This is a genomic window from Herbaspirillum sp. VT-16-41, from assembly GCF_001994935.1.
Taxonomy (GTDB): Bacteria; Pseudomonadota; Gammaproteobacteria; order Burkholderiales; family Burkholderiaceae_D; genus Herbaspirillum; species Herbaspirillum frisingense.
In genome coordinates this window covers 18,951-31,608 of record NZ_MUXB01000121.1, presented here as the reverse complement: position 1 = coordinate 31,608, position 12,658 = coordinate 18,951, and the positions used below count along the sequence as shown (strand labels likewise).

The 12,658-nt window shown below is 59.4% G+C and carries 11 protein-coding genes; 8 read left to right on the top strand and 3 right to left on the bottom strand.

The genetic code is table 11. The features are described 5' to 3' along the window. Positions 1-87: 87 nt before the first annotated feature. Positions 88-864: an IS3 family transposase gene (locus BTM36_RS18925; protein ID WP_077237499.1), complete on the bottom strand. Its 777-nt coding sequence runs from the start codon at positions 862-864 to the stop codon at positions 88-90. Positions 865-905: 41 nt separating this feature from the next. Continuing rightward, positions 906-1,220: a transposase gene (locus tag BTM36_RS18920; RefSeq protein ID WP_017455550.1), complete on the bottom strand. Its 315-nt coding sequence runs from the start codon at positions 1,218-1,220 to the stop codon at positions 906-908. Positions 1,221-2,422: 1,202 nt separating this feature from the next. On the opposite strand from BTM36_RS18920, the gene BTM36_RS18915 reads away from it, so the two are divergent. Further along, a complete protein-coding gene (locus BTM36_RS18915) occupies positions 2,423-3,505 on the top strand; it encodes a porin (protein WP_077237498.1) in 1,083 nt (360 codons plus the stop codon). Between the two features lie 58 nt (positions 3,506-3,563). On the opposite strand, the gene BTM36_RS18910 is transcribed toward BTM36_RS18915, so the two are convergent. After that, positions 3,564-4,322, bottom strand: a complete 759-nt coding sequence (locus BTM36_RS18910) for a GntR family transcriptional regulator (protein WP_077237497.1) — start codon at positions 4,320-4,322, stop codon at positions 3,564-3,566. A 167-nt stretch (positions 4,323-4,489) separates the two neighbouring features. Here BTM36_RS18910 and BTM36_RS18905 point away from each other — a divergent pair, with 167 nt between their 5' ends. The 7 genes from BTM36_RS18905 to BTM36_RS29365 all read left to right on the top strand — a co-directional run bounded on the left by BTM36_RS18905 (position 4,490) and on the right by BTM36_RS29365 (position 12,643). Then, positions 4,490-4,918: a heme-binding protein gene (locus BTM36_RS18905; RefSeq protein ID WP_077237496.1), complete on the top strand. Its 429-nt coding sequence runs from the start codon at positions 4,490-4,492 to the stop codon at positions 4,916-4,918. A 7-nt stretch (positions 4,919-4,925) separates the two neighbouring features. Then, a complete protein-coding gene (locus BTM36_RS18900; protein WP_077237495.1) occupies positions 4,926-5,963 on the top strand; it encodes an amidohydrolase family protein in 1,038 nt (345 codons plus the stop codon). Positions 5,964-5,991: 28 nt separating this feature from the next. Beyond that, positions 5,992-6,897: a VOC family protein gene (locus BTM36_RS18895; RefSeq protein WP_077237494.1), complete on the top strand. Its 906-nt coding sequence runs from the start codon at positions 5,992-5,994 to the stop codon at positions 6,895-6,897. A 31-nt stretch (positions 6,898-6,928) separates the two neighbouring features. Further along, the gene (locus BTM36_RS18890) at positions 6,929-7,804 is read left to right on the top strand and encodes a fumarylacetoacetate hydrolase family protein (RefSeq protein WP_077237493.1); all 876 of its coding nucleotides are present in this window, start codon (positions 6,929-6,931) and stop codon (positions 7,802-7,804) included. Further along, positions 7,801-9,360, top strand: coding sequence for a bifunctional 3-(3-hydroxy-phenyl)propionate/3-hydroxycinnamic acid hydroxylase (locus tag BTM36_RS18885; protein ID WP_077237492.1), 1,560 nt, complete (start codon positions 7,801-7,803; stop codon positions 9,358-9,360). Before BTM36_RS18890 ends, BTM36_RS18885 begins: the two co-directional genes overlap by 4 nt. 115 nt (positions 9,361-9,475) lie before the next feature. Then, complete coding sequence (locus BTM36_RS18880; RefSeq protein ID WP_077237491.1) at positions 9,476-10,831, top strand: MFS transporter; 1,356 nt, start codon at positions 9,476-9,478, stop codon at positions 10,829-10,831. Between the two features lie 270 nt (positions 10,832-11,101). Beyond that, the gene (locus tag BTM36_RS29365) at positions 11,102-12,643 is read left to right on the top strand and encodes a methyl-accepting chemotaxis protein (RefSeq protein ID WP_305778104.1); all 1,542 of its coding nucleotides are present in this window, start codon (positions 11,102-11,104) and stop codon (positions 12,641-12,643) included. The last annotated feature ends 15 nt before the right edge of the window (positions 12,644-12,658 follow it).

Here is a 12,658-nt window from a genome sequence, read left to right as displayed (position 1 = left end):
TGTATTTTGCAAAACGGAATGGCCAATCCTGAGGTGCTTATCACATCACTTGGTGCTCTTGTAATGACCCAGCGAAACCTGCTCACCTCAAGCAGCTAAGGCAAACGCCTCAGCCGGTGTCTTCATGCCCAGCGCCTGATGCGGCCGGCGGTGGTTATAGAAGCCGATCCAGTCACCAATGATGCGACTGGCGTGCTGCAATGTTTCGAAGCGATGTCGATGAGCGCATTGCTCCTTTAGGGTTCTGATGACGCGTTCGACCATGCCATTCTGCTGTGGGCAATGCAGCGTGATGAACTCTTGCTGAAGCCCGTAACTGCGGACCAACGCGGTGTAACTACGGCTGGTGAACACCAGGCCGTTATCGGAGCGCAGCAAGAACGGCGCCGTCACGCGACCCAGCGAGCCATAACGCGCGATCAGCGCTTGCTCCAACGCCGACTCAGCCGTCTTCGACTTGCCTGAACGCGACAGATGCCAGCCCAGTAATTCCCGCGTGTGGCAATCAATCACCAAGGCCAGCACCGCCCAGTCATCACGTCCTGTCCAGATCCGACACAGATCGGTTGCCCAGCGCTGGTCTGGTCCTGTGGCTACCGACGGCAAGGCTTTCACCCTGGGACGGAAACCATTGGGGCGCTTCTTGACCTGCCAGCCTTTGAGCTGGAAGATCCGCTGCACCGTGTTCTTATTGAACCCGAGCAGGCCAGCCACCGTGCGATAGCCGAAGGACGGCTCTTCCAGGATCATCTTGCGAATGGGTTCGGCAAAGCGCTCCTGCACCTTGGGCTCCGCCTTCACCGGCTTGTAGAAAGCACTGCGCCTGGCAATCCCAAACCACGCGCATATCTTGCTGACAGCCACATCGAAACCGTCTTGTTTGAGTCCCTGGCGGATGGTCTCGATTACTTGTCTTCCTCGCCCAGCAGGGACGCCAATTTTTTTCTGGCGCGCAGCTCCAGCATGGCTTCTCCGTAGGCTTCCTGGAGCTCCTTGAGTTGCCGCTCGTACTGTTCTCTCACATCCAGCGGCTTGGCACGCAGGGCGTTCTCCATCCCTTTGCGGCCTTCATCGACCCATTCTTCGATCTCGGATGGCGGGATATCAAACGACCGGCTAGCCTCGGCGACCGTCGTCTTTCCCTGGATGATTTCCATCACCAGCGCCGCTTTGCGCTTGGCCGTCCAACGCTTGAATTCTTCTTCCATGACCTTGCTCATTTTGATTTCCTTTTAGGATTATCTACTGAGCAGGTTTTCAGTGGGTCATTACATATACACAGTAACTTTTGTGAGGCACTGTTTCCGTTTTCATCGTATTAGTTCTCGTCTATCCCGCGCCCATCCCACCAGACAGCACCGAGTAGCCCATCCCGGCCCTTCAGTTCGCCGCCGCGCCACTGGCCTGCATATCACGCGCATCTTCAGGGCACTGCTCCAACCGTACCGAGGAAGAGTCCGCGCATGCGCAGATCTCCCTCGCGGGTAGGTGCCTTACTGTTGGTGAGCATGTCTTCGGTACCATTGTTGATCAGGAAGGTCACCTGCTGATCAAGATTTACTCCCTCGTTTTCGAGCCTCTAGCTGATGCCTTGCAGCGCCGCGACGCATCCACGCCGTCTGTCATGCCGCTTTTGGCGCATATACAAACAAGGTGCGGAAATTGCCTGGCCTTTTGCTGTTGCTGACCGCTGCGTTCACAGCGCTTCGATATGCCTCATCCGGCCCTCAGTAGTCTTGGGGCACAAAGTGGTGACTCGCAGAGGAATACGGTCTTCTGTGCCACATGCTGGGCCTGGGGACCGTGGCTCCCACTTTTCTGCAGCATTGTCCAATGGAGCAAGCGTAGCTTGGACAGTGGTTCGCCTTCGCCGAATCCCAGGTGCGGCGATGGCTGGCCTGCGGGGATGCAGCGCGACTGCAACGCTGGTCTGTCTTTTTCTCCTGACGCTTGATTGTCCTGACGTCGCCACGGCAAAGCTACTTGCCTCCTGTTGACGGCCGGAGGCGTGCAGCACGCTTGGGCCTCAGCAGTCGGGCCACCCGAGAGGGCGCATCATGGTTTCAATTTTCTGTGCGGACAAGCCGCCAAGCTTGGGGCGAACCAACCCTGAGGAAATAGGTTCGCCAGGAAATCTTCTATGACTACTGCGCAGTGCTGGATCAGTCCTCTCTTTCGCCGGATTAATCCGTCTCTTCGACTGCAGCGCAGTGGCCGCGAAACGGAGGCACTCTGACCTTGATCGTCAGGGTCTGGCGAGCGGGCATAGGATCCCCAGTGCGCTTTTAATAAATACAAAAACGATATTAATATATAAATATATACAAAAATATTTAATTTAAATTATAATCGATTAAAAAATACAGAACCTAATCGATCACGGACAGCCTTGCCTGGAGGGTTGCCCTAGGAGACTCTTGAAATGAAATGCAAGTACGTCCTGATGGCATCGGCCATCGCTTCGCTCGCCTGCGCGTCCGCAGTCCAGGCGCAATCTTCAGTAACTATCTATGGCGTGCTGGACGCATCCATCCAGACCGCTCATACCGGCACAGGCACCACGACCCGCCTGGATTCAAGCGCAGTGGCACCGTCGCGCATCGGCTTTCAGGGAGCGGAAGATCTGGGAGGAGGGCTGGCGGCGATATTCCGCCTGGAAAACGGCTTCAACCTGGATACCGGGAGCATCGCAGGCAATGGCGCGCTGTTCAATCGCGAGTCCTGGGTCGGATTGCGCGGCAGTCTGGGGCAGATACAGGCTGGCGTGAACTACAGCGCCTTGTTCACGACCTACGTGAATTATTCCCTGGGTGAGCTCAATACCCTGGGCTGGGGCAATGCCACCAACAACTTCGTGTATGTGCCGAGCGCACGCTTGTCCAACTCCGTGCGCTATGTCAGTCCCAGCATGGCTGGCGTGACCGTGCGCGCGGTCATGGCCTTCGGTACCGAAGGCGCGGCCCCGCGCACCATGGGCGATACCGTGTCACTGGGCAGCAACTACAAGAACGGCGCCTTTTCGGCTGACCTGGATTATCTGCAGCAGAAGTATGCCACCACCACCGCCACGACCTCCCCGGTGTACCTGGGCAAGTACTACCTGGCGGCGGCGTCCTATGACTTTGGTTTCATCAAACCGGCCGTGCTGTACCAGATTCACCGGGGCAGTCCCGATCCGGCCAGCGCAGTGTCGAGCACCTTTGCGAATCCGGACAACAACTTCTATGAGATCAACGCCACCATTCCGCGGATGGCAGGCGGCACCTTGTTGCTAAGTTTCGGCCAGTACCGGCGCCAGTCCAGCAGCAGCGGCAATGCATCTTCCTACGGGGTTCGGTATGACTACCGCTTGTCCAGACGCACGGGCTTGTATCTCGGCGTCTCGGAAATCCGCAATAACAGCAATGCAGCCTTCACGGTCAGCAATGCCGGCGGGCCTGGTGTGGCTACCACCGCTGGTTCGAACGTGTCCTCGTTCGTCGTCGGCATGGTGTCGACCTTCTGAAGCAATCGGTCTTGAGGAGTTGGGCGGCCTGGTGCAGGCCGCCTTTTCTATGGCTGATTTAAGCCTGTTCCTTCGTGAAGAGCGCCTTGTCTTCGAGGATGATGTTGGCGGTGGCGTTGTAATGGCGGGTCAGCAGGCGCACCACGGTGTCGGCCTCGCCAGCAAGGGCGGCCTCTACGATGTCCTTGTGTTCGGAATGCTCATGGCGCTTGGGGAAGACTTTGCGCACCGACAGCTGGCGATAGCGATAGAGCTGGTCCGCCAATTGCTCGCAGAACGCAATCAGCCAGCGCGAACCACAGCCGCCGATGAGCGCGCGGTGGAAGGCGCGGTGCAGCTTTTCCCATTCGCGGTTTTCTTCATAGTGATCCTCGGCCAGCGAGCGCGGGGTCTTGCTCAGACGGTGGAACGACAGCACCAGCTCCTCTTCCCACGCCACCGAAGCGGCCGCGATCGATTCGCGGACCGCGATCTCTTCCAGCCAGCAACGGGTCTTGGTGATTTCGGCCAGATCTTCCGCGCTGATGCTCTTGACCACGAAGCCGCGCTGGTCGCGCCTTTCCACCAAGCCGTCCGAGGTAAGCCGGTTGAGGGCTTCGCGCACTGGCGTGGGGCCGGCCTGATAAGTGTCGGAGAGGAACTCGATCTGCAGCTTGCGGCCCGGTTCCAGCTTGCCTGCCAGCAGGTCACTGCGCATGCGGTCGTACAGGTTGGTGGCCAGAGTGGCCAGGGCGGGCGAGGCCAGTGGCGTGACCGACGCACTCGCGGCGGGCGGACTTTTTTCTTCGGTGGATAGGGCGTTTCTGATTTTTGGCATGGTCGCGAGGGACTGCAGGTGAGTTCTCGCGAGTATAGCGCATTCATCTCAAAAATCAGGCTTATCTATCAAAAGCCATCGTCTCTGAAAGAATATATATATTTTCTTGTATTTGTTTTTTTTGTATATATAATCACCTCCTACCAACAACGCAAAAGAGAAGAGACATGTCCCAACTGACCCTGGCCCAGGCCAAGCAGATCATTGCGGCCGCCCTGGCCGATGCCCGTGAACGCAATACCAAGCCCATGGGCGTAGTGGTGCTCGACGCCGGCGGCCACCTGAAGGCGGCCGAGCGCGAAGACGGCGCCACCATGTTCCGCATCGACATTGCCCAGGGCAAGGCTTGGGCTGCCGTGGCGATGGGGGTGAACAGCCGCAACCTGGTCAAGCGCGCGGCCGACAATCCCTCTTTCTTCGCGGCGCTGTCCACCACCGGTCAAGGCAAGTTCATTCCCCAGGTCGGTGCCGTGCTCATCGTCGATGAGGCCGGTGCCGTCATCGGTGCGGTTGGCGCCAGCGGCGACACTGGCGATCAGGACGAGGCGATCTGCATCGAAGGCGTCAAAGCCACCGGCCTGAAGATCGCTGCCTGAGCGCATCATGACCGAGCACAATACGCTACGGCCGGTGGTCCGATGCGCCTGCGGCGTGGATATCCACGCCCACGTGGTGCCGCACGCTTTTCCGCGCTATCTCGGCAGTGTCGCACCGGCCCAGTGGCCCGCCATGGCGCCGGCCCACGCCTGCCATCAGCACGTGATGATCTCTGGAAAAATCTACCGCACCGTCTCGGATCGCTGCTGGGATGTGCCCAAGCGGCTGGTCGACTTGGACGAATGTGGACTCCAGGTACAGGCCATTTCGCCCATGCCCGAGTTGCTGTCCTACTGGATGGAGGCGGCGCCGGCACAGCAGCTGCTGCGCTACATCAATGAAGAGATGGGGCAGATGGTGAATCACTCCGGCGGCCGCTTGGTCGCTCTTGGGGCAGTGCCCTTGCAGGACGTGGACCTGGCCATTGCCGAATTGCGCTACCTGGTCGAGGAACTCGGATTTGCCGGTGTCGAGCTGGGCAGCAATATCAATGGCAGGCCCATTGGCGATCCGGTACTGGCGCCTTTCTTCGAAGCGGCCCATGCGCTGGATGCTGCCATCTTCGTGCACGCGGTCAAGCCGGTGGGCATGGACCGCCTGGTCGGGCCGGCCCAATTGCAGCAGGTCCTGGCTTATCCCAGCGATGTCGGCCTGGCGGCGGCTTCGGTGATCACCTCGGGTTTGCTGGCACGCTATCCCGGCCTGAAGCTGGCTTTTAGCCATGGCGGTGGCACCCTGGCCAGCCTGTTGCCCCGGCTGAGCCAGGCGCACCAGGTCTTCCCGGCACTGGCCGAGAGCATGGCCGCGCCGCGCGAAGTGGCGCGCCAGCTGTATTACGACACCCTGGTCTTCGATGCGCCGACCTTGCGCCACCTGGCCGATACCTTTGGCGTGGAGGGCATGATGATCGGCACCGACTATCCCTTTGCCTTCCGCGACAAGTCACCCGTGGACAGCGTGCAGCAAGCCTTCGCTGATCCCGATGTGCGGGAAAAAATATTACACCTGAATGCCATGCGTTTCCTTGGCATCCAGCGCCACTGAATCCTCAGAACCTGAGCAAGGAGCTTTCATGTCCTCATCCCCTCTGTCCGCATTGCGCAGTATCGCCATCGGCGTGACCCAGCTGGAAGCAGCGGAAAAGTTCTACACCGATATCTGGCACCTGCAGGTCGCCGCGCGCACGCCCGATGCGGTCTATCTGCGCGGCACCGGCGCGGCGCACCATATCCTGGCCCTGCATCGCAGTACCATCCCCGACGTGCGCAGCGTTACCTTCCGCGTGGCCGCTGCCGAGGATCTGGCGCGCGTCGCCGAGGCGATACCACGTGAGGGTGGCAAGCTGCTGCAGCCCGTGGGGCCGGTCGACGAGCCGGGAGGCGGCGTCGGCATCCTGATCCAGGACCCGCAGGGGCGGGTGCTGCGCCTGGTTCATGGGGATGTCCTGCACGCCGATACCGCAGAGCGCGCCGACTCACCCATTCGCATTACCCATACCGTCTTCAACAGCAAGGACGTCGCCTTGGCGCAGGCATTCTATGAGCGCGCGCTTGGCTTCAAGCTTTCCGACCGCACCCGCGCCATGGCCTTCATGCGCTGCAGCAGCGATCATCACAGCGTCGCGCTGGCTGATGCCGCCGAAAACACCCTCAATCACATTGCCTTTGTGATGCCCGATCTCGATGCGGTCATGCGCGGTGCCGGCCGCATGCGCGACGCCGGCTATCCCATCGAGTGGGGCGTAGGACGCCATGGGCCGGGCAACAATGCCTTCGCGTACTTCATCGGTCCCTCCGACTTCGTCATCGAATATACCGCCGAGATCCTGCAGGTGGATGACAGCTACAAGGTCGGCGGACCGGACGACTGGACCTGGCCGCCCGGACGCGTGGACCAGTGGGGCGTGTCGCCGCCGCCCTCCGACAAGATCAAGTTCGCACAGAAACAGATCCGCTTTGCCGACGTATCGGCCAACTGACAGGTAGTCCATTCTTCAACAGGAGCATCCAGTGAAATTCGTCACCTTCCACACTGTACAAGGGCCCCGACTGGGCGTCGTCCATGGCAGCCAGGTCATCGACATCCATGCCAGCAATCCGGCCGTACCCTCCGATATCCGCGCGGCCCTGCGTGCAGGCGTTGACCTGGTGGCTGTGGCGCAAGCTTTGATTGACCAGGAAGCCGGCCATCGCCTGCCGCTGGCCGACATCCGCTATGCCCCCGTGGTGCCTGAACCCGGCAAGACCATCTGCCTGGGCTTGAACTATTACGATCACGCCGCCGAGAGTGGACGCGAGAAGCCGGTCTATCCCTGGTTCTTCCTGCGTGCCACCAGCTCGCTGCTGGCGCACCAGGAAAAGGCCTGGGCGCCCAAGGTCTCCGAACGTTTCGACTATGAAGCCGAAGTGGCCGTGGTGATCGGCAAGACCACCGGCCGCCACGTGCGCCAGGAAGATGCGCTGTCTTACGTCTTCGGTTACGCCGCATTCAACGACATGTCGGTACGCGACTACCAGAAGAAGACGCCGCAATGGACCATCGGCAAGAACTTCGACAAGACTGGCGCCTTCGGCCCCTTCCTGGTCTCTGCCGACGAACTGCCGCCCGGCGCCGAAGGATTGTCCATCCAGTGCCGCCTGAATGGCAAAGTGATGCAGGACGCCAATACCCGCGACATGATCTGGAACGTGGCCGAGACCATCGCGCTGCTGACCGAATGCGTGACCCTGGAACCGGGCGACGTCATCATCATGGGCACGCCAGCCGGCGTGGGCCAGTCGCGTACGCCCCCGGTATGGATGAAGCAGGGCGACAAGGTGGAAATCGAGATCGAGAACATCGGTCTGCTGGTCAACACTATCGGCGCTGAAGGTGAAGTGGCATGAAGTCGCACTATGACGTCATCGTGGTCGGCTTCGGACCGTCCGGTGCGGTCGCGGCGGCATTGCTGGGCCAGGCCAGGTTCAATGTGCTGGTCATCGACAAGCTGCACCATGTCTATGAGAAACCGCGTGCCATTGCGCTGGATCACGAAATCATGCGCGTATTCCAGCAGCTTGGCGTAGCCGAGGCGGTGGCCGAACATACCGAGCCCTTCACGCCATCTGAGTACTACGGCGTCGATGGTGACCTGATCAAGCGCCTGGCCGTGGTCGAGCCGCCGTTCCCGCTAGGCTACGCACCGTCCATGGTGTTCACCCAGCCGTCGGTGGAGCGCATCCTGCGCGAGCGCGTGGCCGCCATTGATCAGATCGACGTGGCCACCGGTGTGGAATTCATCAGCCTTTCGCAGAATGACGCCAGCGTGACGATCGAAGTGCGCGACGAACTGGGCGCTGCCCACACCGTCAGCGCCCGATACCTGATCGGCTGCGACGGTGCCTCCAGCAATGTGCGGGCGGCCGCCGGGATTGAACTGGAAGACCTGGACTTCGACGAACCCTGGCTGGTGGTGGACGTGCTGGTCAATGAACGTGGCCTGGCCAAGCTGCCCAAGACCAGCGTGCAATTCTGCGAGCCGCAGCGCCCCAGCAGCTATGTGATCGGCCCCGGCAATCACCGCCGTTGGGAAATCTCGCTGCTGGAAGGCGAGGACCCGAAATACATGGCCACGGAAGAAGGCGCCTGGAGCGTGCTCAAGCGCTGGATCACGCCCGAAGATGCCACGCTCTGGCGCCAGGCCAGCTATCGCTTCCACGCGCTGGTGGCCAAGCAATGGCACAGCGGCCGCGTCTTCATCGCCGGCGATGCTGCCCACCAGCAGCCGCCGTTCCTGGGCCAGGGCATGTGCCAGGGCATTCGCGATGTCACCAATCTGGTCTGGAAGCTGAAGCTGGTCATGGCCAACGCTGCCGATGCCGGCTTGCTGGATTCGTATGGCCAGGAACGCGGAGCACATGTGCGTGCGCTGACCGGCCGCATCAAGGAGATCGGAAAATTGATCTGCGAACGCGATGTGGACGCCGCCAGGGCACGCGATGCACGCCTGATCGCCGCCGACGGCGGGACCATCAAGACGGTACCGCGCCAGAACATCATTCCTCCCCTAGAAACCGGATTGCTGTCGCCGCAGCCGCATATAGCCATCGGTAGCCTGTTCCCGCAGCCGACGCTGGTGGTCAATGGCGAAGAGGTATTGATGGATGCCGTGTGTGGCAGTGGCTGGCGCATCGTCCTGAATGCTGGGCAGATCCAGATCGATACCGAACTGCTGGAACAGGCACGTGCACTGGGCGCCCAACTGGTCCCGATCGGCGCACAGGGCCAGGCGTATCGTGAACGCGATGGCGTGATGGCAAATTGGTTTGCCCGACATGGCGTGCAGGCCGCGCTGGTGCGTCCCGACAATTATGTCTATGGCGTCGCCAGCGACATCGCCGGTGCCCAGGCGCTGGTTGAGGGTGTGCGGCAACGTTTGGCGGGAGTATTGGCCGAAGCCTGAATCCCGTCGCAAGAACCTCAACCCCCCAGAAGAGGGCAGCAAGCCCCCGGGGGAGGAAAACCAGTCATGGATATGACCCGCTGCACCTGGATTTCCCCAATCATGGAGACAACAAATGAGTACTAGCATCAATCCACTTGAAGAGGTGGGGAGTGCGCCCATCGGCAAGTTCCACTGGACCTTCGGCATCCTGATCGGTTTCGTCATGCTGTTCGATGGCTATGACCTCTTCAACGCCGCCTATGTCATCCCCCTGGTCGCCAAGACCTGGAAACCCGATCCCACCACCATCGGCATCATGCTCTCCAGCGGTATCGTGGGCCTGTCGCTGGGCTCGGTGCTGCAAGGTCTGCTGGCCGACCGCTTCGGCCGGCGTAAGGTGCTGCTGTGGGCGCTGTTCCTGCTGACGGCCTGCAACCTCTGCCTGGCCGCGCTGGTGAATTCGCCGCTGAGCTTCGCCGTCAGCCGCATGGTGCTGGGGACCGCGCTGGGCATGATCACGCCCCTGGTCATTACCTATATCAACGAGTGGGCACCTAAGAAGAAATCCAATACCTTTACAATCTGGACGTTCCAGGTGGGCTTCTCCATCGGCGGCATCCTGGCCGGCGTGATCGGCATCACCATGGGACAGCAACTGGGATGGCAATCGATCTACGTGGTTGGCAGTGCATCCCTGCTGGTAGCCATCTATGCCTACTACCGGCTGCCCGAATCCATCCAGTACCTGGCGGTACGTGAAGATCATGAAAACATCCGCAAGCTGCTGATATCGCTGCGCCCCGAACGCACCGAGCTCTATCGCAATGCCAGCTTCACCCGCATTCGCTCGGAAGAAAAGCGCGGTTCGATCAAGACCTTGCTGGCGCCGGCCTATCGACGCGCTACCTTGATCAACTGGGTGGCGGGTTTCCTCAGCCTGTTCTGTATCCATGGACTGACCGGCTGGCTCCCTTCCATGGTTATCCAGCGTGGCGAGGCGATTTCCTCCGCGTTCGGCTACGGTTCGCTGATCATGTTGGCGTCGCTGTTCGGTGGCGTGTCAAGTGGCTGGTTCGCTGACCGGGTGGGCAGCCGCGTCAGGGCGATGGTGGTTTGGTACGTCGCCGCGGCCATTGCCATGGTGGCGCTGGCGATGTTCTCCGAACGATACATGATGATCGTGTTCGTGGCGGCGGCTGGCTTCTTCGTCTTCGGCGCGCAGGCGGTACTGAACAACTTCCAGGTCATGTCCTACCCGACTGAAGTACGTGGAACGGGCATGGGCATTGCCGTCGGTATCAACCGTGTCGGCGGGATCATGGGGCCTTTTCTCATCGGCCTCTTGCACACGATCAGTCCGGATCCCTCTGTAACGTTTTCCGGCCTGGCAGTGGCGCTGATGCTGGCTGCACTGTTTGTCTCTCTCTCCAAGCGGACTGATCCGCAGACGCTAATCGCGGGCAAAACCAATTCGGCACCGGCCAAATAAGCGCCGTTGCCTGCTGAAGTGCTCCGAAAGAAGGGCTGTGCAGTTTTGACCAGGGCAGTACCTGAGGCGATTTCTCCTGGAGGGATCGCCTCTTTTTTTGAGATGAAATTTGGCTGCTGCATCGAAAACAGGTGTGTTCCTAGCTTCATTCATGAGTTGGTACAGCCGCCGATCAATCTCTCAAATTCAAATGTTGCCTCCAATAATGGTAATTGCCGGGTCAGATTTCTCATTCGACTTTTGGATAATGAACGAGTGCAGGGGAGATAGATGATGAGAAATATAACAATTGGCGGTCGTCTAGCGGCAGGGTTCGCCGGTATCTTGTTGCTGATGGCTGTCATCACCGGTATGGGAGTCTGGCGGCTACAGGTGGCGGGTGAGCTCAACGACGCTATTGTCAACGACGCCTTGAGGAAGGAACGCCTGGTGAATGTCGCGTATAAATCCGTCGAAATCGGTGTAGGACACACGATCGCTGCCGCAAAGAATCCTGATCGGCTGCAACAAAATTACTACAAGGAATTGCTGGTCGCCATCATCAAAAGGAATAACGAGTTGTTCAAGCAGATTAACGACCTGATTACCGACGAAGCGGGTCAAGCGGCCCTCAAAGACATCGCTGAGAAACGAAAGATTCTGCTCGCTGCCAATACTGCCGTATTCAAGGAAAAGGATGCCGGCAATGAAGCGGCTGCTACAAAAATTGTCGATGAACAGTTACTGTCTGCGTCCAAGACTTTCCTCGCAGCGATGGGAAACCTCGCCAGCATGCAGAACGAGCGCATAGAAAAGATGACCAGTGAGGCGCGCGCGCTTTTCCAGACGACCAGAATGGTTATGCTTTCCCTGGGTATTGCCGCGATCATTGTGGGGATGACCTTGGCCACCCTGATTACTCGTTCGATTACCCGTCCTCTAAAGCAAGCAGTGTCCCTGGCCAACCAGGTCGCAGTGGGTCATCTGGACTGTCACGTCGATATTCATGGCAACGATGAAGCCGGGCAGTTGATGCAGGCACTCAAGGGAATGAATACGAATTTGAGCAATATTGTCAAAAAAGTGCGCAACAGTACCCATACAATTGCCGCTGCCTCTACCGAAATAGCCCAGGGCAATCTTGACTTATCTGACCGTACTGAGCAGCAGGCTAGTTCGCTGGAAGAAACCGCGTCGGCGATGGAAGAGCTCACCGCGACAGTGAAACAGAACGCCAACAATGCGGTACAAGCTGATCAGATGGTAGGTAAAGCCGCGAAGGTCGCGCAAGAAAGCGGCGAGCTGGTTGCCGAGGTGGTTACGACGATGCGACTGATCAACGATTCCTCACGAAAGATCGTCGATATCATCACGGTCATCGACGGCATCGCTTTCCAGACCAATATCCTGGCCCTCAACGCGGCGGTGGAGGCGGCCCGTGCTGGTGAGCAAGGACGGGGCTTTGCGGTGGTGGCTTCGGAGGTGCGCTCCCTGGCGCAGCGTTCGGCCGGTGCAGCAAAGGAAATCAAAGCCTTGATCGAAGACTCGGTGTCCAAGGTCGAAGTCGGTAGCAAGCTGGTTGAACGGGCGGGCGTCACGATGGACGAGGTGGTTTCCAGCGTGCGAAACGTAACGACGATCGTGTCGGAGATTACATCCGCATCCGTAGAGCAGAGCGACGGTATTGAACAAGTTAATCAGGCTATTGCGCTCATGGATGAATCGACGCAGCAAAACGCTGCACTGGTAGAGCAAGCCGCCGCTGCCACCAAGGCCATGCAAGTAGAAGCGAGGATCCTAGCCGAGGCTGTCAGTGTGTTTCGTGTCGGCTAGGATAATGAATCAGTC

Excerpts from the sequence above, each read along its gene's own strand:
- BTM36_RS18920 (WP_017455550.1), bottom strand. The coding sequence starts at position 1,220 with ATGAGCAAGGTCATGGAAGAAGAATTCAAGCGTTGGACGGCCAAGCGC.
- BTM36_RS18915 (WP_077237498.1), top strand. The coding sequence starts at position 2,423 with ATGAAATGCAAGTACGTCCTGATGGCATCGGCCATCGCTTCGCTCGCC.
- BTM36_RS18910 (WP_077237497.1), bottom strand. The coding sequence starts at position 4,322 with ATGCCAAAAATCAGAAACGCCCTATCCACCGAAGAAAAAAGTCCGCCC.
- BTM36_RS18905 (WP_077237496.1), top strand. The coding sequence starts at position 4,490 with ATGTCCCAACTGACCCTGGCCCAGGCCAAGCAGATCATTGCGGCCGCC.
- BTM36_RS18900 (WP_077237495.1), top strand. The coding sequence starts at position 4,926 with ATGACCGAGCACAATACGCTACGGCCGGTGGTCCGATGCGCCTGCGGC.
- BTM36_RS18895 (WP_077237494.1), top strand. The coding sequence starts at position 5,992 with ATGTCCTCATCCCCTCTGTCCGCATTGCGCAGTATCGCCATCGGCGTG.
- BTM36_RS18885 (WP_077237492.1), top strand. The coding sequence starts at position 7,801 with ATGAAGTCGCACTATGACGTCATCGTGGTCGGCTTCGGACCGTCCGGT.
- BTM36_RS18880 (WP_077237491.1), top strand. The coding sequence starts at position 9,476 with ATGAGTACTAGCATCAATCCACTTGAAGAGGTGGGGAGTGCGCCCATC.
- BTM36_RS29365 (WP_305778104.1), top strand. The coding sequence starts at position 11,102 with ATGATGAGAAATATAACAATTGGCGGTCGTCTAGCGGCAGGGTTCGCC.